Source organism: Aquimarina spinulae (assembly GCF_943373825.1).
In the GTDB taxonomy this organism is placed as follows: domain Bacteria; phylum Bacteroidota; class Bacteroidia; order Flavobacteriales; family Flavobacteriaceae; genus Aquimarina; species Aquimarina spinulae.
In genome coordinates this window covers 2,370,917-2,395,177 of the sequence record NZ_CALSBP010000002.1, presented here as the reverse complement: position 1 = coordinate 2,395,177, position 24,261 = coordinate 2,370,917, and the positions used below count along the sequence as shown (strand labels likewise).

Below are 24,261 nucleotides of genomic sequence, written 5' to 3'. Positions count from 1 at the left end.
GTAAACACCTAAGAATTTTATTATTTTTAGGTGTTTATGCTATTATACAATATATGTCATGATCGCAGATAATAAAAGAATAAAAATACTTGGAGTACTATTAAGTATATCCTTAATAATATCATGTCGCAACAATGAAACTACTCAACAAAACCCGCATTCTGAAATAAGTAAACCATTATTTACTTCGGTTTTATCAGATCATTCGGGGATTCATTTCATAAACCAAATACCCGAGAGTAGTGCTATGAATAGTATGGTATATGAATATTTCTATAATGGTGGAGGTGTTGCTATAGGAGATATTAATAATGATGGATTATCCGATATTTATTTTACTTCCAATCTTAAAGAAAATAAGCTCTATATCAATAAAGGTGATTTTAGATTTGAAGACCATACAAAACAAGCAAAAGTAAAAGGTTCTTTTGGATGGACAACAGGAGTTACCATGGCAGATATCAATGCCGATGGTTGGTTAGATATTTATGTGTGCAAGTCGGGCAAAGGAAAAGCTGAAAATCGAGAAAATGAGCTTTTTATAAATAATCAAAATGGGACATTTACAGAAGCAGCAGCCCAATATGGGCTTAATTTTTCGGGATATAGTACACAAGCTGCATTTTTTGATTATGATAAAGATGGTGATCTCGACATGTTTTTATTAAATCATAATGTATCTCCTATTAACACCAATACTCCAGAAGACTATAAAAGTGAAAAGAATGACTTGGTAGGAGATCGATTGTATCAAAATAATTTAGGAAAATTTACCGATGTTTCTGATCAGGCAGGAATCATACAAAATTCTCTAGGTTTTGGTTTAGGAGTTTCTATTGGAGATCTTAATCAAGATGGGTGGCCCGATATATACGTAGCAAACGATTATATCGAACATGATTACCTTTATTTTAATACTGGAAATGGCACGTTTACAGAAAAACTAAAATCATCTATCGGGCATACCTCTAATTTTTCTATGGGAACCGATATTGCAGATTTTAATAATGATGGGCTGTTAGACATCATTTCATTAGATATGGTAGCCGAAGATAATTATGGCATCAAAACCAGTATGAGTGGGATGAACCCAAAAGCATTTAACCATGCTGTCGATAATGGATTTCATTATCAATATATGTTTAATGCATTACAGCTTAACAATTCTGACGAATGTTTTAGCGAAATCGCACATCTCGCAGGAATATCAAATACCGATTGGAGTTGGGCACCATTGTTTGCAGATTTTGATAATGATGGATTAAAAGATGTATTTATTACCAATGGTCTTAAGAGGGATTTTAGAAACAATGATTTTAGAAAATATAAACTAAAACGATTAGAGCAAGCAAAGAAAAATAAAGAAAGCATAAAAAAAGTAATCGAAGAGTTAGTTCATAAAACGCCACAACGAAAAACCCGAAATTATTTTTTTAAAAATAACGGAGATTTAACTTTTTCAAAGACATCAACATCCTGGGGAATTGATAGCTCTACTTTTTCTAATGGTGCATCTTATGCAGATTTAGACAACGATGGGGATTTGGATTTGGTTATTAATAATATTGATCAGGAAGCTACTATTCTACAAAATAATACCAGGAATAAGAATTATGTTCAGTTTCAGTTTAAAGGAAGTTCCCAAAACCCCTTTGGAATAGGTACGAGTATTGCAATACAAACAGAAAAAACAACTCAAATATTCGAAAACTACCCCACAAGAGGATATCAATCTGCAGTAGCACCTATTATACATGTTGGATTGGATAATAATACCGAGGTGCAAAAAGTCACTGTAACTTGGCCAGACAATAAAGTTGAGGTGATTAACCATCCAGAAATTAATAAAAGAATCACTGTTAATCACAACAATGCCACTCTTACAAATGAAAAAAAGAAGGATACTGTGGCAACACTTTTTACGAATATTACAAAAGATATAAATATAACCCATAAGCATATCGAAAATGAGTATGATGACTTTGCAAAAGAAAGTTTATTACCACATAAAATGTCTCAGTTTGGGCCTGCACTTGCAGTTGGAGATATAAATATGGATGGATTGGATGATTTTTATATTGGTGGAGCAAAAGATCATCCCGCAGCATTGTATACACAACAACCAGATGGTTCTTTTCAACCTTCAGGCAGTACACTATGGGAAAAAGAAAAAGCTTTTGAAGATGTGTCTGCCCAATTTTTTGATGTAGATGGTGATAACGATTTAGATTTATACGTGGTAAGTGGCGGGAATGAATGGCCAGCAAATCATAGGATGTATCAGGATCGCTTGTATATAAATACCAATGGAAATTTTGCTAAAGAAAATAATAGATTACCAAAAATAGTATCCAGTGGTAGCTGTATAAAACCATTTGATTATGATCAGGATGGAGACCTGGATGTATTTGTTGGGAGTAGGCATACACCACAAAAATATCCTTATCCGGCAGTAAATTATCTATTAGAAAACAACAATGGTGTTTTTAAAGATATTACCAAAACGATTGCTCCAGAATTGTCTGAAATTGGCATGGTTACAGATGCAACATGGACAGATATTGATCAGGATGGCTTATCTGATTTGGTAATAGTTGGAGAATGGATGCCTATAACGGTATTTAGAAACACAGATAAGACTTTTAAAAAAGATACTACTTTGTTTAAGAATACCGATGGTTGGTGGAATTCGATTAATAGTGCCGATTTTGATCAGGACGGAGATATGGATTACATAGTGGGTAATTTAGGTCTAAACTATAAATATAAAGCCTCTGCCGAAGAACCTTTCGAGATTTATGCACATGATTTTGATGATAACGGGACCAATGATATTGTATTAGGATATTATAACAATGGAGATTTGTTTCCGCTTCGTGGTCGAGAATGTACCTCGCTCCAAATGCCATTTATAAAAGAAAAATTTCCAACCTATGAAGGTTTTGGTTCTGCAGACCTAATTCAGGTATATGGGCAAGAAAAACTAGAGAAAGCTTTACACGCCAAAGCGTATACATTTGCTTCTGTTTTTATAGAAAATTTAGGAGACGGAAAATTCAAAATTGTAGAACTTCCAAAACAAGCACAACTATCTTCTATAAATGATATTCATATTGATGATTTTGATGATGATGGATTAAAAGATATTCTTATTGCCGGAAACCTATATCAATCAGAAATTGAAACGCCTAGAAATGATGCTGGTTATGGATTGGTACTTAAAAATAATGGAAAGAATAATTTTGTTCCTATTTCAGCAACCGAAAGTGGCATCTTAAGTAAAGGAGATGTAAAAGCAATACGATCTTTTACATATAAAGGAAAGAAAGTAGTTCTTTTTGGTAGAAACAATGAGAGATTAGATAGTTATTCAATTGAGTGAGTCATGATCGATAAAATCTAGTTTAGAATTCTTGATTCGAGATTTATTTTAAACCTTTAAATTATATTCAAATGAAATTAATATTGGGGAATAATAGTGGCAAACTTATTTTAATAGTCTTACTTGGTTTACTATCCTGTACTACTCCTAAAGAAAAGGAAAAAGAAAAGCTCTCTGCAAGAGATGTTTTAGAGAGAACCATTGGAAAAGAAAACACAAGTCATTTCGAATTTCAATTAGAAGAAGATAATACGATACCAGACTGGTTCTCATTACAAAAAAAAGATGATAAAATTCGTGTCACAGGTAATTCACCAATAGCACTTTGCCGAGGAGCATATGAGTATTTAAAAAGCGAATGCAATAGTATCTATAGTTGGTCTGGTTCTAAAATAAATATTCCGGCAGAATTACCTTCAGTAAACAAAAGAGTAGAAAGCCCTTACCAATACCGGTATTATTTTAATGTAGTTACTCATGGGTATACGACTGCATATTGGGATTGGGAACGTTGGGAGAAAGAAATTGATTGGATGGCAATCCATGGAATTAATATGCCTTTAATTGGAGGTGCTCATGAAGCGATTTTATCCAGAGTATTTCAAAAATTGGGATTAACCAAATCGGAAACAGATCAATATTTTTCAGGTCCGGCTCATTTTCCATGGAACAGAATGGGAAATTTGAATGGATGGGATGGCCCACTACCCGATTCTTATTTTCAAAAACAAGTACAACTTACTCACCAGATGTTGGATCGTATGAAAGAATTAGGAATGAACCCGATAATTCATGCGTTTGCAGGTTTTGTGCCCAAAGCTATTACCAGAATATATCCAGATGTAGAAGTCCGGGAGTTAGGATGGGGAGGAGGATTACCTCTAGAGAATAATGCATTTATATTATCACCCGATAGTGATCTTTTTATCGAAATCGGTACGCTTTATATACAAGAGTGGGAAAAAGAATTTGGAAAGGGAGAATATTACCTTGCAGATAGTTTTAATGAAATGGATGCTCCTCTTTCTGAAGATCGAGAAGTGGCTTTAACCGAATTATCCGGATACGGGGCATCGGTCTATAAATCGATAAAAGAAGCTAATCCTGATGCTACATGGGTAATGCAGGGGTGGACTTTTCCTTATCATAAAGATGAAAATGGCAAATTGTTCTGGACACCAGAACGATTAGGGGCTTTGGTCTCTAAAGTACCGGATGATAAATTACTGATACTCGATCTGGCTAATGAATACAATCATGTATTTTGGAAAATAGACCCTTCCTGGAAGATGTATGATGGTTTCTTTGGAAAAAAATGGATCTACTCTTTTATCCCAAATATGGGAGGAAAAGTACCTCTTAATGGTAAACTGGATGTATATGCATCAATTCCTATTGAAGCATTGCAGTATGAAAACAAAAAGAATCTCGCGGGCTTTGGTTTTGCTCCAGAAGGTATAGAGAATAACGAAATCATCTACGAACTCCTATCAGATGTGGCATGGAGAAAAGAAAAAATTGACTTAGACTCCTGGATTGCACAATACAGTATACAACGATATGGAGCATTTCCTGAGGATATGAAAAAAGCTTTTGATCTATTAAACCAATCTGCTTTTGGAACATTTACAGATCATCCGATGCATAGATATCAGTTTAGACCTTATAAGAAACCTGAAGGAGTAGAGGATCATGCAACAGTACATAGCTCTGTAAAATTTAAAGAAGCCGTAGGAGCATTTTTAGATAACGCACCAGAACTAAAAAACAGTGAATTGTATACTATTGATGCCATAGAGATGGTAGTGCAATATCTTGGGCTTGTTGCTGATCAACAACTTTTAGATTTTTTGGATGCAAAAGAAAATGGAAAACCAGTTACTCTGGAGGAGACAATGCAAATACTATTAACTATGGATAGATTGCTAGCTTCACATCCTAATCACAATCTCCAAAAATGGGTAGATTTTGCTCGAAAATGGGGAGATAACTCTAAGGAGAAAGACTATTATGAATCTAACGCCAAACGCTTATTAACTACTTGGGGAGGTGATCCGGTAAACGACTATTCTGGTAGAGTGTGGACAGGGCTTATCCGGGATTATTACGTGCCTAGATGGGTGAATTATCATCAAGAAGATGGTCAAACCAAAGAAGATATGCGTCAATGGGAGGAAAAATGGATTACCACCCCAGGAATATCTGACATAGCACCTTTTGACGATCCGCTTGCTATCGCTTTGGAAATGTATCAAAAATATAGAATACTCGAAAAAAATGAATAAAACTTTTTTCTTTAGTATAGGATTGTACGATAAAAATTGGTTAAGATGTGTACCTTATAGAATGACTAATTTAAGATTAACCGTTTTTCCATTATCCCCTATAGATTAATAAGTTTAATGTAATCAGATATAAAATCTCCATAACTTTTGAAAAAGTTATGGAGATTTAAAGTGGAGAAGATGGGAGTCGAACCCACGACCTCTTGACTGCCAGTCAAGCGCTCTAGCCAGCTGAGCTACATCCCCAGTATTTTTTAATCTGATCCTCTTAAAACTAATAAAGGAATTCTACTATCAAAGTCTTTTTTGAGAACAGCATCTTCTTCCCAAAGTTTAGCAAAGAAACCTCGTTTCCGTCTAAAAACACAAATAAGATCTGGATAATTTTCATTAAGATGTTCTAAAAGCCCTTGAAATAATGTAGCATTTTCAGATGATTTATAGGATGAGGTAATCTCCCCTAAATCCTTATCAAACTTAGAATCTTCAGCTAAGAAATTTGCTGTTTTTACTTGAAGCAATTTCAAATCACCATCAAAAGTACTTAAAATTTCCTTTATAGGACTTAACGCATTTTTCTTTTTTACGATACCTGATTTAACTGCCATAAGTATCTTTTTGATAGGCGAAAAAGTATACATTTGAGGAATAATCAATACGGGGATTTCTGTGTTTTTCACAAGACTACCCGAAATTGCACCGAGAAAATAAGGGTCTTTAATATCCTTAACTTCTGCTCCCAAAACGAGTAAATTTATAGAGTGCTGTAAATTGAACTTAGGGATAGCTTCAAGAAGTTCGCCTTCTAATGGTAAGGCAATTACTTCTACTCCTTTTTTATCAATTTTTGCAACTTTTTCTTCAATAGAAGAAGCTGTGATTTCCTTTAGTGTTTTGTTTACAGAGGGAAGACTACCAGATCTGGGGAGCTCTTTAAAAACCTCTACAACATAGACTGTTGCTTTAAGTTCTTTTGCAAAATCTATAGCGTATTGAAGTCTGGCCATACTAATTGAGTGTTCAGACAAGCCCAAAGGAACCAATATATTCTTCATTAATTATTATGATTTGTGTTTCAGTGTGTAAAATTACAATTTTAGACCTTTTACTAACTCATTTCTTGATATAATATTATTTTTAAAGCTTTTATAGTGGTCTAAAAGAGCTTTTTTCTTAAAGTTTTTTTAAATATAACCATTGATTATTAACTGCAATATAAAGTTAGTATTTTTGCTGCTTTCCAAAAAAATATGATTCGTAAAGCAGTATTATCTGATCTGGATGCTATTTACACATTGACTAGAGCTTGTGCCAAAGCAATGATAGCTAATGGCATCTATCAATGGAATGAGCATTACCCTACTCAGGAACGTTTTCAAAAAGATGTTGAGCTACAAGAGTTGTATGTTCTGGAGGAAGAGAACCACATCAAAGGGATTATTGTGCTTACAGAGCTAATGGATGAAGAATATATTCCTGTAACTTGGTTAACAGCCAACACCAATAATCTTTATATACATCGTGTAGCAGTTGATCCCAAATATTGGGGAAAGGGATATGCTCAAAAACTAATGGATTTTGGAGAAGACTATGCTCGAAAAAATCAATATCAATCGGTAAGATTAGACACTTTCAGTCAAAATAAAAGAAATCAGAAATTTTATGAAATCAGAGGATATCAACGTTTGGATGATATCTATTTTCCGAAACAAAGCGAACACCCATTTCACTGTTATGAACTCGTTTTATGAATAAAGTAATTGGTTTTAAAAATATAAACCGCCTGGCTATTCCGGCTATTGTTGCTGGTATTGCAGAGCCATTACTATCGATTACTGATACCGCTATCGTGGGTAATATTCCCGAGTACGGTACCGAATCCCTCGCAGCAGTAGGTATTGTAGGGTCTTTTTTGTCTGCACTAATTTGGATTCTCGGGCAAACCCGAAGTGCAATATCTGCTATTATTTCTCAATACCTTGGAGCAGGCAAAATTGAAGAAGTAAAAACATTGCCAGCACAAGCCATTTTCTTTAATGTAGCCCTTAGTATTTTTGTATTGATCTCTACGGTTTTCTTTGTTGAAGAGATTTTTAAATTATACAATGCTTCAGGTTTAATTTTAGAATATTGTGTAGTCTATTATGATATCAGGGTTTGGGGATTTCCTTTAACCTTATTCACATTTGCTGTTTTTGGGATTTTTAGAGGATTGCAGAATACCTTTTGGCCAATGATTGTTGCTGTAATCGGTGCAGTAGCCAATATTGTTTTAGATTTTATCTTGGTCTATGGGATTGAAGGTTTTATTACTCCAATGGGGATTAGCGGAGCCGCATGGGCAAGTTTAATTTCACAGTTTTTAATGGCAGTCATTGTATTTATATTATTGTTGACTAAAACCAATGTAAGTCTCAAATTACGTTTCCCATTAAATAAAGAATTAGGTAGATTGGTTACTATGAGTCTTAATTTATTTGTTCGATCTATAGCATTAAATACAGCATTATATTTCGCAACCTCTAATGCTACAGAATATGGAGACGAATATATTGCTGCATATACGATTGCAATGAATATCTGGATGTTTACTGCCTTTTTTATTGACGGCTATGGCGGAGCAGGTAATATCCTTGGCGGAAAACTACTAGGGGCAAAAGATTATAAATCCCTTTGGAAATTAGGAAAACGTGTAAGTAGCTATGGTATTGGTGTGAGTTTGATTTTGGCAATATTTGGGTTTATATTTTATGATGCAATAGGAGAAGTATTTACAAGTGAAACCATAGTGTTAGAAACATTTTATAGTGTCTTTTTTATTGTTTTGATTGTACAACCCATTAATGGTCTGGCTTTTGTCTTTGATGGAATTTTTAAAGGCCTGGGTGAAATGAAGTATTTAAGAAATGTATTACTAGGAGCAACATTTTTAGGATTTATACCTACTCTTTACTTGTGTAACTTTTTTGATTTAAAGCTATATGGGATATGGATAGCGTTTACGGTTTGGGCTCTTTTTAGAGGGGTAGCACTAGTCATAAAGTTTAGAAATAAGTTTTTACCCCTGATTTCTTAAAAAGGATAAATAAGGACAAATAGTAATGGAGCATAGATAAGGATTAAGAAAATCCCTATTCGTAATCTGTTTTTTTCAAAAAACTCTTCTAACATCTTCTTCATATATTTTTATGAACCATCTCTATATATAAACGTGTTATATTTTAGATAATTACAATTAATTTTTACTAAGAAATAAGCCATTTGATTGTATTAAGATTATTTATTAAACAATTTTAATACAGAGGTCACCAGATAGGTGAATGATACCAACCAAAATAATTAGGTGTGGTATTTTAATCTTCAGTTGGTATTAGTTACTTTTACTATAAAAGTTACAACAATAATGATACCAAGATCTAACGGAAGTCTATATACTCATACCGAAAATACCATTGCAACGATAGAATTTGGCCACCATGCCAGTAATTCTTTCCCATCAGAATTATTAGCGAGATTAGCTAAAGCTTTTGATGAATTATCAAAGGAGATATCGGTGTCTGTAATCATTCTTAAATCAGAAGGAGACCGGGCATTTTGTGCTGGAGCCTCTTTTGATGAACTAATGGCAATAACAAATCTCGAGGAAGGAAAACAATTCTTTTCTGGATTTGCTAATGTGATTAATGCCATGCGAAAATGTAAAAAACCAATCATAGGAAGAATACAAGGTAAAACAGTAGGAGGAGGAGTTGGGTTAGCGTCTGCTTGTGATTACTGCCTGGCTACAGAAGCTGCATCGGTTAAACTAAGTGAATTAACCATTGGTATAGGCCCTTTTGTAATAGAACCGGCAGTATCAAGAAAAATAGGATTAGCAGCTTTTGAAACCCTTGCATGGGATGCATCACAATGGAAAAATGCGTACTGGGCAAAAGAACAAGGATTGTTTGCCCGAGTTTTTGGTACCATATCAGAATTAGATAAAGAAATACAACTATTTGCCGAAAAACTCGCGGGTTATAATCCAGAAGCAATACAACAAATGAAAAAAGTAAACTGGAGAGGAACAGAGCACTGGGAAGAACTTCTTATAGAAAGAGCAGCTATTTCTGGAGAGTTAGTACTTTCTGAATTTACTAAAAAAGCATTAGAAAAATTTAAAAAATAACATAGTCTACGGTAAACCTCAATTTTGCCTTTGTTATTTTTTTTACATTACATCATTACAAATTTAAAACCTTTAATTATGTTAAAAAACATTTTAAACCGTAATGATGTTAAGTCATTAAACAAAACAGAGCAATCAAGTATTAATGGAGGAAGTAGTTGTTTTCTCGCTTGCAGACAAGACTATATTAGTTGTCTAAGCAGTGGAGGTTCTAACTGTCTGGCAGATTATATTGCATGTAGATCTGCGTGTTAATATTTGTATATTGTGATTTACTTTTTTAGATTGTATTTCACTTAGTATTACATGTTTCGTCCTAAAATAAGTCGAGTTTTTGTTAACTTATTTTAGGATGACTCATTTAATATTTCGAGGCTCACCTCATATGATGAATACCATATGTGTTTGCTTCTAGGATTATTTTCTTTTGGCCGTGACCCAAAGGGTCGGGCTATTCACTTTTACTCCTCGTACTTCCTTTCAGTCAGACTGTGGGGTAATCGCTACTATCCCTCACGCAAAAAAATCAATAAAAAAACAAACTTCAATAGAAAAGGGAAATTTGTTGTAGACCTATATTTTACCTAAATTACATCATTACAATTTAAAACCTATAACCATGTTAAAAAACATTTTAAACCGTAATGATGTTAAGTCATTGAACAAAGCAGAGCAATCAAGTATTAATGGAGGATCGAATAGTTGTTTGCGCGAATGCAGACAAGACTTTGTAGATTGTAGAGAAGATGGTCATTCTCATTGTGCGGCAAGTTTAGCTGCGTGCAGATCTATGTGTTAATATATATTGTATAGTGATTTACTTTTTTAGATCGTATTTCACCTGGCAGTATTAGATTATAAAGCGGGTTTACCCGCTTTTATTAGTGAAACTCTGTTTTTGAAAAATTGTTTTTTATAAGAAAACATTTAAAATAACGTTGTTTTCTTAAGTAGAATCTGGATTATAAATTAAAAGTCTAAATAAATAATGGATATACTAAACTTTTTAGGAGGTAATGGATTATTCTTGGTATTAGGAATTGTTTTGGTTGTGGTTTACTTTATAAATAAGAGAAAGAGACGATAATCTTCCGTAACTTTGCCAAAAATCACAAAGTAAACGATGAGTAAAATTCGTATCACGAAACAATTTTCTTTCGAAACCGGACATGCTTTATATGGATATGATGGTAAATGTAGAAATGTTCATGGTCATAGTTATAAACTAAGTGTGACTGTAATTGGAACACCGATTACAGATACTTCGCATGTGAAATTAGGAATGGTAATTGATTTTGGAGACCTTAAAAAAATTGTAAAAGAAGATATCGAAGATGTTTTTGACCATGCAACAGTATTTAACAAAAACACACCACACGTAGAACTTGCAAAAGAATTAAAAGACAGAGGGCATAATGTAATTTTGGTAGATTATCAGCCTACCAGTGAGAATATGGTAATTGATTTTGCTAAAAAGATTACCTCTCGATTACCCGAAGGAATTACGTTATTTTCTTTAAAACTTCAAGAAACCGAAACATCATTCGCAGAGTGGTATGCATCAGATAATGAATAGATCATTTAAATCTTAGGTCCTTTTCTTACCTTTACCTTTTAAATTATACGTATGAACCTTCCTGAAGGGAAAAAAATATATTTTGCAAGTGATAATCACTTGGGGGCTCCAACATCAGAAAAAAGTTTCCCCAGAGAGCAAAAATTTGTAAAATGGTTAGATGAAGTTAAAAAAGATGCAGGTGCTATCTTCTTGTTAGGAGATCTTTTTGACTTTTGGTTCGAATATAAAACCGTGGTTCCCAAAGGATTTACCAGAACATTGGGAAAATTGGCAGAAATCACAGATTCGGGAATACCAGTCTATTATTTTGTAGGAAATCATGATTTGTGGATGAATGGATATTTTGAAGAAGAATTAAATATTCCTGTTTATCATAAACCTAAAGAATTTACGTTTAACAACACCACTTTTTTTATTGGCCACGGTGATGGTTTAGGACCTGGAGATAAAGGATATAAACGAATGAAAAAAGTGTTTACTAATCCTGTAGCAAAATGGTTTTTTAGATGGTTACATCCAGATCTTGGAGTAAAACTGGCACAGTACCTTTCTGTTAAAAATAAATTGATTTCGGGAGATGAAGATGTGACTTTTTTAGGAGAAGATAATGAGTGGTTAGTGCAATATTGCAAAAGAAAACTAGAGAGTAAGCACAGAGATTATTTTGTGTTTGGACATAGACATCTTCCTATGGAAATACAATTAAACAAGCAATCTCAATACATAAATTTAGGAGACTGGATTACTCATTATACGTATGGTGTTTTTGACGGAAATAAGCTAGAATTAGTACACTACAACAACTAGATTTGTTTTCTTTTCTCAATGATTTCTTCAGGAATTGTAATCCCGACCATTTTGGGAGCGGTTAATTTACTATGATGATTAAAAAAGAGAATGGTATGGTCTAGTACAGCTTCAATCAAGTAATAGCCCCCGTTGAAATACGCATTTTTTACTCGCGCCTTTGTCATAGAATTAGGGTTAACTTCGATCTCATGGGGATAGACAAGAATCGTATCCTGACTATCAGATGTTGTAAATGAAGAAAGTTGTATTTCATTCACTTCGCCAAAAAGAGAAGCAATATAATAGTCGGTGGGATTTTGATATAAAGCGATCGTATTTTCTTGAGTTAAAATTTCACCCTGTCGAATAACAATGGTCTGATCTGCAAAAGAGAGAATATCGGTTTTGTCATGTGTAGCGGTGATACTTGTGATTTTATTACGTTTTAGATATCTAAATAGATTTCTTCTTAAAGAACTACGTCTGAAGTTATCAATATTCCCAAAAGGCTCATCAAGCAGTAATAATTCTGGTCTTTTGGCCAATGCTTTTGCCAGTGCTACTCTTTGTTTTTGACCACCACTTAGGTTTTCGACTTTGGTATTGGCAAAATCGGTCATTTCTACAATGTCGAGTAACTCATCTACCCGCCCTTGTTTTAACTCTGGTTGAAAATTAGACAGATATTGACCAATATTTTCTGAAACACTGCGGTAGGATTGTAACTCAAAACCTTGTGAGAGATATTTCATGTTTTCTTCACCAGGAACAAGATTAAAAAGAGGCCCTAATATTTTACTATCATTCCAGAATAGTTCTCCTTCCTGTACTTGTAAAAGGCCATAAATGATTTTAAGTAAGGTGCTTTTTCCGCAACCACTGGCACCAATTAAGGCAATATGCTGCCCTTTTTCAATAGTAAAACTTACGTTTTTTAAAACGGGAAGTTTATCATACGCGAAGGATATATTGTCTACTTTTAACATTACTCAAATATATTGAACTTTAACAAAAAAATCCGCTTCTTTTCAGAAAACGGATTTTTTATTTTTTTAAGAGAAAAGGTATTTTTCAATTGAAAGATTCGAGAATCTCTTCTAAATTACCACTACCTCCCCCTAGTACATGGATTGTATGTTCCCTTAAGCTGAACATTTTGAGTAAAAACAGTCCCGACACCTTCTACAAAAACATTATAATTTAAGACACCTCTTGTTGTAACCGTTATAGTATTGCCTGAGACTGTAGACGATGATGCAATGTGTCTATATGACACTCCGAATGTAAATCCAGAAATATTTGAATTAACATTATTAGCTGTTACATTGCCTTGGCTGTCGGACCCATAACTAAAAGTAACATTGTAAGAAGTATTACTTAAATCTGACCTTCCAGTTAATTTCATAGTACCAGTCCCGCATTGGCCAGACCCTCCTCCAGAAGGGTTTTGACATGGATTGGAAGGCTCAAGAATTACTGAAGGGCATGTTGCATAAAGAATGTTTCCAGCATCAAGAATAGTTAGAACTCCTGAAGATGATTGTTTTGCTGAAAAAATCTACTTTAGTTTCTTTAATGGTTTGCACTTTATTAATGAAAGCTTTTATTTCATAAGGTCACTTTTTGTTAATAATTAATTATGCGAGTACTCGTTTTATCTTTATAAAATCCAAATGTAAACCCTACAGCTTCTGCATAAACAAAACTCTGTGTGGTAATATCATATTCTATAGGAGCATTTAAGGATTTCATAGTATTAATTACCCGATACAATTTGGTTTTAGAGATTCCTAATCGATAGGCTAGATCTTCTGGCGTTCCTGTAGCTTGCAAACGAATGAGTTGATCAATACGCTCTATAAGTTCAATCTGTTTGATAATGATGTTCATAATGTGTTTTCCCTTTAGTTTATTTTTTGCAATTTTTAATGCCCGAGGTCAAAATTTGGTGGTTACTGTAGGATTTTCGGCCTCTTGGGTCAAAATTTGACCCTTTTTACTTAAAACTTGTATACTGTTTATCAATGGTTTCGTCTTTTTGACCTTCTGTTGGATTTTTTTGATGAAAATTTAGGCTTTCGAGGCTTAACGTTGAGTGGCTAATGTCTAAATTTGAGTCTCTGTTCTCTATAATTAGACTCCCTGTACCCAATTTTGGAACCTCAATCCCTAAATTTGAGACACAGGTGCCTAACAGAACGTCTTTTTGATCCATCAGAAGGTCTATATCAACTATTCTTAAGTAGGATCTGTTTTTGGAGTACTTTTGGTACGATTAAAAAACTGCTTCAGTTCGGCTACTTTTTCGGTAAAACCAGGTTTCCCCGCTCCTTTGCTATACTGAGAATAGGCGTAGTCATTTAAAGAATCCTGGTAATTATCATAATCATGCAGGATTTTGGTACTTTCTAATCGATAAGCCAGGCTTTCTAAACGACCCAATAGGTTTTCTGCAAATACACGAGCTTTATAATCTTTTTCAAACTCTTCCCAGTCTACATCAGGAGAACTAAGCGTACTACTGTGTTGGCGATAATCCCAAACTTTATTTACAAACAATTTATTGGTCTCATTAATGGCCTTATAGCTCCCTCGTTCTTTTTCTGTCAGGGCTACTAGTTTATTGGTAAACATAGTTTCTAGCTGTTCCACTAATTTTTCAGCCTGATCTCTTTCTTCTAGTGTTAATAGATCTTGAATGATGTTTCTCATTGTTTAGTATTTAGTTTTTAGATATGAGTATTGAGATAAATTTTATTGTTAGTTCTATATTCAGTATTCGATATTTTCCACTACCGGTTCCTGACTCCCCACATCGGGTTTTTTACTTTTACATTTTGCTGTTTTAAATTTTTCGGTTTTACATTTCAACACTTCGATATTCATCATTCAGTATTTGATATTCGTAATTCTTCCTGTATTCTCTGCTCTATTTTGCTCATCATATAGTACATCATAAGTACATCTTGATCTATTATTTTTAATATAGGGTTAATATGTATGAGTACTTTATGTACGACCTCTTGGGGAGCTTTTGTTCTTGCTATTAATTTGCTATGTACCAAAGCTTTTTGTGTAGTACATAGTTGATTATAATGCATAAACATAAGTAGATAAGTTTAAGAAGGGGTATCGATAGGCTCTGGGGGGGTACACAAACCATTTTTTGGGTTAAGCAATAGTATATTACGTGCTTTATAGATCAGTTGTATGGCCTCTTCGCTAGATATTCCTTTGGTATATAGCTTATTGATCCAGCGATAGAGTAGCATCTCATAAGGTGTATGGTGAGCTAGGTTATAGATAAAAGTATCCATAGTAAGGTGTAACGTTTTTAAGATATCGGACATGAATTTATTTTTATCGTGTTGTGGGTAGGCTTGCATAATTTCCATTTTTTGTTGAGTCAAATGTAGGAGGAAGAGTGAGAGGTTTACAAGAGAAGTAAGTCCAGATTCTAGAATCATTGGATAGAAATTCTAGAATTAAGACTATAGCGTTATGGAGTTAAATATTTTATGACTCCTTGATTATATTGGATTTAACTAATGTTTTACAGACCTAATATTAAATGTATCTTTGCTTTGTTTAGAAAACGAGGTAAAAAGTTAATAGAGAAACTTTTTTCTAATTTTTAAGGTAATATCTTGAGGAGATAAGACTTATCTAAAGAGATAATTAATAAATTAAAATGGTTAAGTATCAAGTATTTTTTTATTTATGTATCATATTACTGTGCCAAAATTTGCTCTACGGTCAGGATAAAAAATCTACTATTATAGATTCTTTGACGAAATTAGATTTTAAACAACTTAGTAATAAGTTTTATAATATCTCGGATACAAGTCATGATAAAGCAGATATGTATGCAAAAGCCTACTTACGAAAGGCTAGAAATAATAATAATATTGTTGAAATAGGAATGGGTTATTTTTTGAAATCTACTCTTTACCCAAATGATATAGAAAAGCGTATCGTTTTTATCGATAGTGGTATACATGTAACAAAAAACATTAATCACCCTAAATTTCCTGTTTTTTTTTATATGCATAAAGGGTATTTATACCATAAGCAAGGTCGATTTACTATAGCTCTTGATCATTATCTTGAAGGATTAACGTATGCCAAAGAAACAAATAACTTGCATTATATAGCCATTTCAAATCACAATATAGCTTTATTGAAAAGAAAATTTGGAAAATATAAGGAGGCAAAATCACTTTTTAAAAAGGCATTAGCTTATAGAAAGACAAAATTAGACAAAGGACCAAATGATTCATTAAGTTATCTTGTTACTCTTACCGAATTAGTAAATACATATATTCAAAATAAAGATATAGACTCTGCTCAGAATATTAATAATGATGGACTTAGAATTTCTGAAGGAAAAAAAGTAATGCGTTTTTTTAAGTTGAATGAGGGAATAATTTATTATCATAAACAAAAATATACTAGGGCTATTAATAGTATAACAGAAGTATTGCAGCCAGAAAAAATATCATATCTTGAAAATCATGATCTAATTGATGCATATCTTTTTTTAGGAAAATCTTATGCTGGATTATCCAATAAAGAAGAAGCAATTAGGTACTACAAAAAAATAGATTCCCTTGCTCAAAAATCTGATTATCTAATTCAAGAAACCAGGTTGGCTTACTTAGATATTATAGCCTATTATAAATCTCTAGGAGATAAAAATAACCAATTGTACTATATCAATAGATTGTTGTATAATGATAGTATATTTAATAGTAATTATAGATATATCACTGATAAATTAAATAAGGATTATGAAGTTCCTATTTTAATTGAAGAAAAAGAAAAACTCATCAACGAACTGGATACTCGAAATGATCGATTGAATTATGGGCTGCTGATTTTAATATTTATTATAGGCATAATTATTATTTCTTTTATAATCCATTATCAGAAAAACAAAAAGTATAAGATTCGATTTGAAGAACTAATGAAAGAGAAAAAGAAGGAGTCTTTTAAAGAAATAATTCCTAAAAAAGAAGAAATTGGGATTGCTGATGAGGTTGTAGAAATGATTTTGATAGGATTAGATACTTTTGAGTCTGATAAATGGTTTTTAAAACCTAATCTTACTTCAGGTGTTTTAGCCTCCAAATTAAAGACGAATTCTAAATACTTAACCAAGGTGATCAAATTTTACAGAAAAAAGAGTTTTACTCATTATATAAATGACCTTAGAGTAAACTATATTATAAAAGAGTTAAAAACAAATAGTAAATTTCAAAATTATACGATTAAGGCATTAGCAGCTGAAGCTGGTTTTAATTCTGCTGAAGTATTTTCTAAGTTTTTTTATAAAAAGACAGGGATCTATCCTTCCTATTTTGTAAAACAATTACAATCCATAAAGTAAACCCCTAACATATGTAAAAGAAAATATCTCCACAAACTATAATTTGCGGAGATATTTACGACTCTCAGTTAAAAAGGTTACCCTTTTACTTCGTCGGTAACTTTTTCGGGTAATACTTCATATCCCATATTGTAGAGTGTAAAACCAAAAATATCGGCATATTGTTCTATAGTTTTGCTTACCGGTGTTCCTGCACCATGTCCTGCTTTGGTTTCAATTCTAATCAATGTAGGGTTATCTCCTGATTGTTTGGCTTGTAGCTGTGCAGCAAACTTAAAGGAGTGTGCTGGTACAACACGGTCATCATGATCCCCTGTAGTAACCAGGGTAGCTGGATATTGTACTCCAGCTTTTACATTATGTACAGGAGAATATCCTTTTATGTAGTCAAACATCTCTTTACTTTCTTCTGATGTACCATAGTCATAGGCCCATCCTGCCCCCGCGGTAAAAGTATGATAGCGTAGCATGTCTAAAACACCAACAGCTGGCAATGCTACTTTCATAAGATCTGGTCGCTGTGTCATCGTAGCACCAACAAGTAATCCTCCATTAGACCCACCACGAATAGCCAAATAATCACTAGATGTATATTTGTTTTCTATAAGGTATTCTGCTGCAGCGATAAAATCATCAAATACATTTTGTTTCTGCAATTTTGTTCCGGCAACGTGCCATTTTTTACCATACTCACCACCACCTCTTAGGTTAGGTACAGCATATACTCCACCTTGCTCCATCCATACCGCATTGGCAATACTAAACGCTGGAGTAAGACTAATATTAAACCCACCGTATCCATATAAGATGGTTGGATTTTTACCATTAAGCTCTATCCCTTTTTTATAGGTAATAATCATTGGGATTTTTGTGCCATCCTTAGAAGTATAAAAAACTTGTTTGCTTTCGTAATTTTCTGGGTTGAAGTCGATTTTTGGTTTACGATATAATTCTGAGGTACCTTCTGCAATATTGTATTTATAAATACTACTAGGTGTTTTATAGTTGGTAAAGGAGTAATACAGTTCTTTTTCTTCTTTTTTAGTACCAAATCCATTTGCGCTTCCTACTCCTGGTAACGCTACTTCACGAATCAATTTACCATCATAATCATACTGCATTACTTTAGAAACAGCATCAACCATATATCCTGCAAAGAAGTATCCTCCTCCTGTATTAGGGCTTAATACATTTTCGGTTTCAGGAATAAAATCTTTCCAGTTCTCTGGGGTTGGATTAGAGGCGTCTACCGTTACAATCTTCTGGTTAGGAGCATTTAGATTGGTAACAAGGTAGAGCTTAGAACCTACATTTTCTATAATATAAGTATCACTATCTGTGGTTCCCATAATAGTAACGAGTTTACTATTTGGATTTGTAAGATCTTTGATAAATAACTTATTTCCAGAAGTAGAAACACTTGCAGAAATAATAAGATATTGATCATCCTCTGTAACACTTGCACCAATATATCGGTGTTTTTCTTCTGGTGTACCGCCAAAAATTAAGGCATCGTCTTTTTGAGAAGTACCCAAAGTATGGTAGTATACCTTATGTTGATCTGTTTTGGCAGAAAGCTCACTTCCTTCTGGCTTATCATAGCTAGAGTAGTAAAACCCTTCGTTACCTTTCCAGGATATCCCAGAAAACTTAACATCAACAATAGTATCTTCTATGATCTCTTTGGTTTCAGCATTTTTAACAATTACTTTACGCCAGTCACTACCTCCTTCAGAAATAGAATAGGCTACAAGTTTTCCATTTTTAGAAAAAGATACTCCACCCAGAGATGTTGTACCATCTTTACTAAAGGTATTAGGATCTAGAAAAACTTCAGGCTCATCACCTTCATTCTTAAAACGATAGATAACATATTGATTTTGAAGCCCGTCATTTTTATAAAAGTAGCTATAGTCTCCTTCTTTAAAAGGAGAGCCAACTTTCTCATAATTCCAAAGGTCTGATAAACGTTTTTTTAGATCTTTTCTAAAAGGAATATTTTCTAAATACCCAAAAGTGGTTTTGTTTTGTGTAGCTACCCAGTCTTCGGTCTCTTTGCTACGATCATCTTCTAACCACCGATATGGATCTTCTACTTGAGTACCAAAATACGTATCTACGGTATCTACTGTTTTAGTTTCAGGGTAGTTCAATGCAATGGTAGTTTTAGAGGGTTCTTCTTTAGTTTCGTTTTTGCAGGCTATCATTATTGTAATGATGGATAATACAAAGAATGCTTTTTTCATGATGTAATGCGTTAATATGATTCACAAATCTATCAAAAGATGTGTCTATAAATGCTAAAGAAAATATAAAAAAGACTGCTCCGCAATTAACCTGTAAAGAAAGTAAGGTTTCTACCATATTGCTTTGGGGTATAGCAGTATGTAGGATTAATATGCAGGAGCAGTCAGAATTTTCTGTAAGAAACGAAAAATTTTGGTTTTAGAAAAGTGTTTTATACTTGTCCCAATATTTAAATATTAAAAAAGCGTTTATAAGGAAAACTAATGCTCCGGGACCAATGTTGGCAGGATCTAATGTGGCATGAAACAAAATAATATTTACAGAAATAGGGGCTAATAATACCAGAGCAAAGGGAACTGCTTTATTTGTAAGAAGTAAAAGTCCGACAATCACTTCGATAATCCCTACTACTTTTAGTACATAACTATTGGCTAATGCACCAAAAAAAATACCAGCATCGGGATTGGCGAATTCAAAAGCAGGCATGAATTCAAAAAATTTATTACTTCCAAAAACGACTAACATCGCTCCCAATAGTATTCTTAAGATTAAAATCAATTTATTCATTTTTAATATTTTTTAAGGGATTAAATTGCTGTATTAGAGGGAGAAATGTTAAAAACCTTACAAATGTCAAGGAAAACCAGAGTTAAAAAAATACCTTTCGAGATTATACATTGATCTGTCTCTTTATTATAAGTGACTTCAATTATTTTTATGTGGCTAATCTATTTAATCTAAAAACTAATGAAACTAATGAACTTGCTAAAAATCAACTTTTTGGTTTGTGTATTCTCTGTTTTTTCTGCTACTGCGCAGGATTATTTCCTTAAAGACAAAGCACCTTTTAATTCAGAAATCCCTTCGCCCGAAGAATTTCTTGGATATCCTATTGGACAGCAACATACTCGCCATGATCAAATTGTAGCATATTTTATTAAACTTGCACAAACTTCTGATCGGGCAACGATCACTAGCTATGGAAAAACTCATGAAAACAGAAAATTGGTAATACTTACTGTTTCTACTCCAGAAAACCTAAATAAGCTTTCTGTACTAAAACAGCAGCATTTAGCATTTACAAATCCTTCTGAGACACCTACTAACTATGATGCAGTACCTATTTTTGTTCAATTAGGATATAATGTACATGGTAATGAACCTTCTAGTTCAGAAGCTGCTATGTTAACAGCATATACGCTGGTGGCATCTACTAGCGCAGAAGTAAAAAATTATATAGAAAATGCTGTAATCTTTATTGATCCGACAATTAATCCAGATGGACGGGACAGACATACGCAATGGGCAAACCAATATAGAGGAACCCCTTTGGTGAGTGATAATTATGATGCAGAGCATAACGAAATGTGGCCTCGGGGACGTACTAACCATTATTGGTTTGATCTTAATCGTGATTGGTTATTAGGTATTAACCCAGAGAGTCGAGGAAAACTACAATGGTATCATGAGTGGTATCCTAATGTAGTAACCGACTTTCATGAAATGGGAACGAATAGCACCTATTTTTTTGAACCTATGAAACCCATTGGTTCTCAGGATCCTATTATGCCCAAAGAAAATTATGAGGATCTAAACAATTTGTTTGCTCCGTATTTTTCTAAAGCTTTGGATAATATTGGCTCATTTTATTTTACCAAAGAAGCTTTTGATGGCACCTATCCTGGATATGGTTCTTCTTATCCCGATTTACAAGGAGCATTAGCACTATTGTTTGAACAAGCTAGTTCTCGCGGACATTTACAGGATACGGAGTATGGAACCATATCGTTTCCATTTACAATTCGTAATCAGTATATATCTAGTATTGCTACTGTTAAAGCTGCGGTTGATAATAAGAGCAAACTACGTAAATACCAACAAGACTTTTTTAAATCAGCAGTTAGCAATACTTTCAAAAAAGGAAATGATGCATATGAGTTCGGAGATGCATACGATCATAATAGAAATAAAGCTTTTATCGATAAACTATTACTTCATCATATAAAGGTTTATAAAAAAGGGGCACGTTTTGTGGTGCCTGTAAAGCAGCCTCAGCAACGTATGGTACAAACGATTTTTGAAACCTATAATAAGTATCGAGATAGCGTATTTTATGATGCTTCGGCATGGAGCATAGCCAATTTTTATAATATGAAATATAAAGGCATAAAATCTGCCGACATGAGTGAAGAAATTCTATCGACAGATGGATTGGTAAATGTTTCAAAAGTATCAAAATCAGACTATGCATATGTTATGGATTGGGATGATTATAATGCTCCGGCGGCTTTGTATTTTATGCAGTCTAAAGGATTAAAAGTAGCCTCGGCATTTAAACCTTTTAGTAGTATAACTTCAGAAGGAAATAAAAGCTTTAATTATGGTAGTGTGATGGTACCGGTAAGTAAGCAGAAGAAAACCAATGACGAGGTGTATGCAATCATTAAGGAAGCACAGGATAAGTATGATGTGCCCATATATTCTGTCGATTCTGGTTTTAGTGTATCAGGAATTGATTTGGGAAGCAGAAATTTTCAGAAATTGGATAAACCAAAAGCATTATTATTGGTTGGTGAAGGCGTTAGTTCTTATGAAGCAGGAGAAGTATGGCATTTGCTGGATACACGAGTGCATATGCCTATAACAAAATTACAGATGAGTGATTTTGGCAATGTACCTCTAAAGAAATATAATGTATTGGTTATGGTTTCGGGAAGATATAATACATTAGATTCTCTTCGTCAGAAAAAAATAAAAGATTGGGTATCACAAGGAAATACCTTGGTTACTATTGCTAGAGCTTCAAAATGGGCGATTGATAAGAAAATTGTAAAAGAGAAACTTACCAAAAAAACAAAGGATACAACAAAGAGTAAAGTAATAAAGCGATTACCATATGTTGATGCAGGAGAGCATATTGGTCGTGAGCGCCTGGGAGGTGCTATTTTTGAAGTTAACCTGGATATCACTCATCCTTTAGGTTTTGGGTATCGCGATACTTCTCTTCCGGTATATAAAAATAATGAAGTGTTTATTGCCCCCAGTAAAAACCCATATTCTACGATTGCCAAGTATACAGAAAACGCACATATAGATGGTTATATTTCTGCCGATAATTATGAAAATTACTTAAAACCTTCGGCTTCGCTAGTTGTAAGTAAATTAGGTAGTGGTCGTGTAATTCTATTTGCTGATAATCCTAATTTTAGAGGTTCTTGGTATGGCACCAATCGTCTGTTTTTGAATGCATTGTTTTTAGGAAATCATATATCTGTGCCTAAAGTAAGAGAATGAAAAATTATCATGATTAACTAAAAAAACCCTTGCTTATATTCAGAAAGCAAGGGTTTTTTAATAGTATTGTTAGGAAAGATTAACCTATAAGTTCATTTTCTACCAGATATTCTCCTATCTGCACTGCATTGGTAGCAGCTCCTTTACGCAGATTATCTGATACTATCCACATATTAAGAGCATTCTCCCTAGAGTGATCTCTTCTAATCCTACCTACAAAAACATCGTTTTTGCCTTCGGCATAGATTGGCATAGGATACGTATTGGTATCAGGATTATCCTGTACAGTAACTCCAGAGGTTTCGTTTAGAAGTTGTCGTATTTCGTTTTCATTGAAATCACTATCAAATTCGAGATTTACACTCTCACTATGCCCACCAACTACAGGAATACGAATTGCTGTTGCTGTTACTGCGATAGTGCGGTCATCAAGGATTTTTTGAGTTTCGTTTACCAATTTCATCTCTTCTTTGGTATATCCGTTTTCCTGAAATACATCACAGTGCGGGATGGCATTACGGTGAATAGGATATGGATATGCCATTTCTCCTTTTTCACCAGCATATTCATTTTCTAATTGCTGTACTGCTTTTACTCCGGTACCTGTTATAGATTGGTACGTAGAAATCACAGCACGATTTATTTTATATTTATCATGTAATGGACCCAAAGCCATAACCAATTGTATAGTAGAACAATTAGGATTAGCAATAATTTTATCTTCTTTGGTCAATGATTTAGCATTGATTTCTGGAACAACTAGTTTTTTTGTAGGATCCATTCTCCATGCAGACGAGTTATCGATAACAGTTATTCCTGCTTCTGCAAATTTTGGAGCCCATTCTTGAGAAGTACTTCCTCCGGCAGAGAATAAGGCAACATCTGGTTTCATTTCTATGGCAGAAGCAAGTCCTACTACAGAAAACTCCTTGCCTTTATATGAAATTTGTTTCCCAATAGAGCGTTCTGACGCTACAGGAATTAATTCTGTTACCGGAAAATTTCTTTCTTCTAATACTTTTAACATTACGGTTCCTACCAGACCGGTAGCACCTACTACAGCTACTTTCATCAGTTTATTTTTGTTTTCATTTTCGCATAGCGAAAGTCATACACCTTTTAATTTCA

At 33.6% G+C, this 24,261-nt stretch carries 20 protein-coding genes and 1 tRNA gene; 10 read left to right on the top strand and 11 right to left on the bottom strand.

The genetic code is table 11. The features are described 5' to 3' along the window. The first annotated feature begins 58 nt into the window (after positions 1 to 58). Positions 59 to 3,382, top strand: coding sequence for a VCBS repeat-containing protein (locus tag NNH57_RS16250; protein WP_108809218.1), 3,324 nt, complete (start codon positions 59 to 61; stop codon positions 3,380 to 3,382). Positions 3,383 to 3,453: 71 nt separating this feature from the next. After that, the gene (locus NNH57_RS16245; RefSeq protein WP_108809217.1) at positions 3,454 to 5,667 is read left to right on the top strand and encodes an alpha-N-acetylglucosaminidase; all 2,214 of its coding nucleotides are present in this window, start codon (positions 3,454 to 3,456) and stop codon (positions 5,665 to 5,667) included. Between the two features lie 172 nt (positions 5,668 to 5,839). On the opposite strand, the gene NNH57_RS16240 is transcribed toward NNH57_RS16245, so the two are convergent. Both NNH57_RS16240 and NNH57_RS16235 read right to left on the bottom strand, forming a co-directional pair. Then, positions 5,840 to 5,913 (bottom strand) — tRNA-Ala (locus NNH57_RS16240). Between the two features lie 8 nt (positions 5,914 to 5,921). Beyond that, positions 5,922 to 6,722, bottom strand: a complete 801-nt coding sequence (locus NNH57_RS16235; protein WP_108809216.1) for a universal stress protein — start codon at positions 6,720 to 6,722, stop codon at positions 5,922 to 5,924. Positions 6,723 to 6,917: 195 nt separating this feature from the next. On the opposite strand from NNH57_RS16235, the gene NNH57_RS16230 reads away from it, so the two are divergent. The 6 genes from NNH57_RS16230 to NNH57_RS16205 all read left to right on the top strand — a co-directional run bounded on the left by NNH57_RS16230 (position 6,918) and on the right by NNH57_RS16205 (position 12,221). Continuing rightward, positions 6,918 to 7,418 (top strand): GNAT family N-acetyltransferase, encoded by a 501-nt coding sequence (locus tag NNH57_RS16230; protein WP_108809215.1) that lies wholly within the window; start codon positions 6,918 to 6,920, stop codon positions 7,416 to 7,418. Continuing rightward, positions 7,415 to 8,743 (top strand): MATE family efflux transporter, encoded by a 1,329-nt coding sequence (locus NNH57_RS16225; RefSeq protein ID WP_074406819.1) that lies wholly within the window; start codon positions 7,415 to 7,417, stop codon positions 8,741 to 8,743. The genes NNH57_RS16230 and NNH57_RS16225 overlap by 4 nt, the downstream gene beginning before the upstream one ends. Before the next feature lie 327 nt (positions 8,744 to 9,070). Beyond that, on the top strand, positions 9,071 to 9,835 hold the full coding sequence (locus NNH57_RS16220; protein WP_408608275.1) for an enoyl-CoA hydratase/isomerase family protein: 765 nt from the start codon (positions 9,071 to 9,073) through the stop codon (positions 9,833 to 9,835). 78 nt (positions 9,836 to 9,913) lie between these two features. After that, on the top strand, positions 9,914 to 10,090 hold the full coding sequence (locus tag NNH57_RS16215; RefSeq protein ID WP_159099333.1) for a hypothetical protein: 177 nt from the start codon (positions 9,914 to 9,916) through the stop codon (positions 10,088 to 10,090). An 868-nt stretch (positions 10,091 to 10,958) separates the two neighbouring features. Beyond that, positions 10,959 to 11,411, top strand: a complete 453-nt coding sequence (locus tag NNH57_RS16210; protein WP_074406821.1) for a 6-pyruvoyl trahydropterin synthase family protein — start codon at positions 10,959 to 10,961, stop codon at positions 11,409 to 11,411. Between the two features lie 51 nt (positions 11,412 to 11,462). Further along, positions 11,463 to 12,221 carry a UDP-2,3-diacylglucosamine diphosphatase gene (locus NNH57_RS16205; protein WP_074406822.1) on the top strand — a complete coding sequence of 253 codons (759 nt, stop codon included), beginning with the start codon at positions 11,463 to 11,465 and terminating at the stop codon, positions 12,219 to 12,221. Here the strand turns inward: NNH57_RS16205 and NNH57_RS16200 are convergent. From NNH57_RS16200 to NNH57_RS16175, 6 genes are all read right to left on the bottom strand, one after another. After that, the gene (locus tag NNH57_RS16200) at positions 12,218 to 13,189 is read right to left on the bottom strand and encodes an ABC transporter ATP-binding protein (protein WP_108809214.1); all 972 of its coding nucleotides are present in this window, start codon (positions 13,187 to 13,189) and stop codon (positions 12,218 to 12,220) included. The two genes, NNH57_RS16205 and NNH57_RS16200, sit on opposite strands and share 4 nt — an antisense overlap. A 122-nt stretch (positions 13,190 to 13,311) precedes the next feature. Further along, positions 13,312 to 13,608, bottom strand: coding sequence for a hypothetical protein (locus NNH57_RS16195; RefSeq protein ID WP_108809213.1), 297 nt, complete (start codon positions 13,606 to 13,608; stop codon positions 13,312 to 13,314). Between the two features lie 221 nt (positions 13,609 to 13,829). Beyond that, on the bottom strand, positions 13,830 to 14,093 hold the full coding sequence (locus NNH57_RS16190; protein WP_108809212.1) for a hypothetical protein: 264 nt from the start codon (positions 14,091 to 14,093) through the stop codon (positions 13,830 to 13,832). Positions 14,094 to 14,441: 348 nt separating this feature from the next. Then, positions 14,442 to 14,915 carry a hypothetical protein gene (locus tag NNH57_RS16185; protein WP_108809210.1) on the bottom strand — a complete coding sequence of 158 codons (474 nt, stop codon included), beginning with the start codon at positions 14,913 to 14,915 and terminating at the stop codon, positions 14,442 to 14,444. 173 nt (positions 14,916 to 15,088) lie between these two features. Next, entirely contained in the window at positions 15,089 to 15,310 is a 222-nt protein-coding gene (locus NNH57_RS16180) for a hypothetical protein (protein ID WP_132066154.1), read from the bottom strand. 12 nt (positions 15,311 to 15,322) lie between these two features. After that, the gene (locus NNH57_RS16175; RefSeq protein ID WP_159099332.1) at positions 15,323 to 15,670 is read right to left on the bottom strand and encodes a hypothetical protein; all 348 of its coding nucleotides are present in this window, start codon (positions 15,668 to 15,670) and stop codon (positions 15,323 to 15,325) included. A 320-nt stretch (positions 15,671 to 15,990) separates the two neighbouring features. On the opposite strand from NNH57_RS16175, the gene NNH57_RS16170 reads away from it, so the two are divergent. Then, positions 15,991 to 17,592, top strand: coding sequence for an AraC family transcriptional regulator (locus NNH57_RS16170; RefSeq protein ID WP_159099331.1), 1,602 nt, complete (start codon positions 15,991 to 15,993; stop codon positions 17,590 to 17,592). Between the two features lie 77 nt (positions 17,593 to 17,669). On the opposite strand, the gene NNH57_RS16165 is transcribed toward NNH57_RS16170, so the two are convergent. Both NNH57_RS16165 and NNH57_RS16160 read right to left on the bottom strand, forming a co-directional pair. Next, positions 17,670 to 19,838 carry a prolyl oligopeptidase family serine peptidase gene (locus tag NNH57_RS16165; RefSeq protein WP_074406824.1) on the bottom strand — a complete coding sequence of 723 codons (2,169 nt, stop codon included), beginning with the start codon at positions 19,836 to 19,838 and terminating at the stop codon, positions 17,670 to 17,672. A gap of 199 nt (positions 19,839 to 20,037) precedes the next feature. Continuing rightward, positions 20,038 to 20,406, bottom strand: coding sequence for a DoxX family membrane protein (locus NNH57_RS16160; protein WP_074406825.1), 369 nt, complete (start codon positions 20,404 to 20,406; stop codon positions 20,038 to 20,040). Positions 20,407 to 20,595: 189 nt separating this feature from the next. On the opposite strand from NNH57_RS16160, the gene NNH57_RS16155 reads away from it, so the two are divergent. Continuing rightward, entirely contained in the window at positions 20,596 to 23,133 is a 2,538-nt protein-coding gene (locus NNH57_RS16155) for a M14 family zinc carboxypeptidase (RefSeq protein WP_108809228.1), read from the top strand. Between the two features lie 79 nt (positions 23,134 to 23,212). Here the strand turns inward: NNH57_RS16155 and NNH57_RS16150 are convergent, their stop codons facing one another. Further along, on the bottom strand, positions 23,213 to 24,205 hold the full coding sequence (locus NNH57_RS16150; protein WP_074406826.1) for an aspartate-semialdehyde dehydrogenase: 993 nt from the start codon (positions 24,203 to 24,205) through the stop codon (positions 23,213 to 23,215). Positions 24,206 to 24,261 lie beyond the last annotated feature (56 nt).

Bases quoted from the DNA above. Each gene is read 5' to 3' on its own strand.
- NNH57_RS16185 (WP_108809210.1), bottom strand. From the start codon at position 14,915: ATGAGAAACATCATTCAAGATCTATTAACACTAGAAGAAAGAGATCAG.
- NNH57_RS16190 (WP_108809212.1), bottom strand. From the start codon at position 14,093: ATGAACATCATTATCAAACAGATTGAACTTATAGAGCGTATTGATCAA.
- NNH57_RS16165 (WP_074406824.1), bottom strand. From the start codon at position 19,838: ATGAAAAAAGCATTCTTTGTATTATCCATCATTACAATAATGATAGCC.
- NNH57_RS16235 (WP_108809216.1), bottom strand. From the start codon at position 6,722: ATGAAGAATATATTGGTTCCTTTGGGCTTGTCTGAACACTCAATTAGT.
- NNH57_RS16225 (WP_074406819.1), top strand. From the start codon at position 7,415: ATGAATAAAGTAATTGGTTTTAAAAATATAAACCGCCTGGCTATTCCG.
- NNH57_RS16180 (WP_132066154.1), bottom strand. From the start codon at position 15,310: ATGTTTATGCATTATAATCAACTATGTACTACACAAAAAGCTTTGGTA.
- NNH57_RS16210 (WP_074406821.1), top strand. From the start codon at position 10,959: ATGAGTAAAATTCGTATCACGAAACAATTTTCTTTCGAAACCGGACAT.
- NNH57_RS16220 (WP_408608275.1), top strand. From the start codon at position 9,071: ATGATACCAAGATCTAACGGAAGTCTATATACTCATACCGAAAATACC.
- NNH57_RS16150 (WP_074406826.1), bottom strand. From the start codon at position 24,205: ATGAAAGTAGCTGTAGTAGGTGCTACCGGTCTGGTAGGAACCGTAATG.
- NNH57_RS16205 (WP_074406822.1), top strand. From the start codon at position 11,463: ATGAACCTTCCTGAAGGGAAAAAAATATATTTTGCAAGTGATAATCAC.
- NNH57_RS16250 (WP_108809218.1), top strand. From the start codon at position 59: ATGATCGCAGATAATAAAAGAATAAAAATACTTGGAGTACTATTAAGT.
- NNH57_RS16215 (WP_159099333.1), top strand. From the start codon at position 9,914: ATGTTAAAAAACATTTTAAACCGTAATGATGTTAAGTCATTAAACAAA.
- NNH57_RS16200 (WP_108809214.1), bottom strand. From the start codon at position 13,189: ATGTTAAAAGTAGACAATATATCCTTCGCGTATGATAAACTTCCCGTT.
- NNH57_RS16155 (WP_108809228.1), top strand. From the start codon at position 20,596: ATGAACTTGCTAAAAATCAACTTTTTGGTTTGTGTATTCTCTGTTTTT.
- NNH57_RS16195 (WP_108809213.1), bottom strand. From the start codon at position 13,608: ATGAAATTAACTGGAAGGTCAGATTTAAGTAATACTTCTTACAATGTT.
- NNH57_RS16245 (WP_108809217.1), top strand. From the start codon at position 3,454: ATGAAATTAATATTGGGGAATAATAGTGGCAAACTTATTTTAATAGTC.
- NNH57_RS16160 (WP_074406825.1), bottom strand. From the start codon at position 20,406: ATGAATAAATTGATTTTAATCTTAAGAATACTATTGGGAGCGATGTTA.
- NNH57_RS16175 (WP_159099332.1), bottom strand. From the start codon at position 15,670: ATGATTCTAGAATCTGGACTTACTTCTCTTGTAAACCTCTCACTCTTC.
- NNH57_RS16230 (WP_108809215.1), top strand. From the start codon at position 6,918: ATGATTCGTAAAGCAGTATTATCTGATCTGGATGCTATTTACACATTG.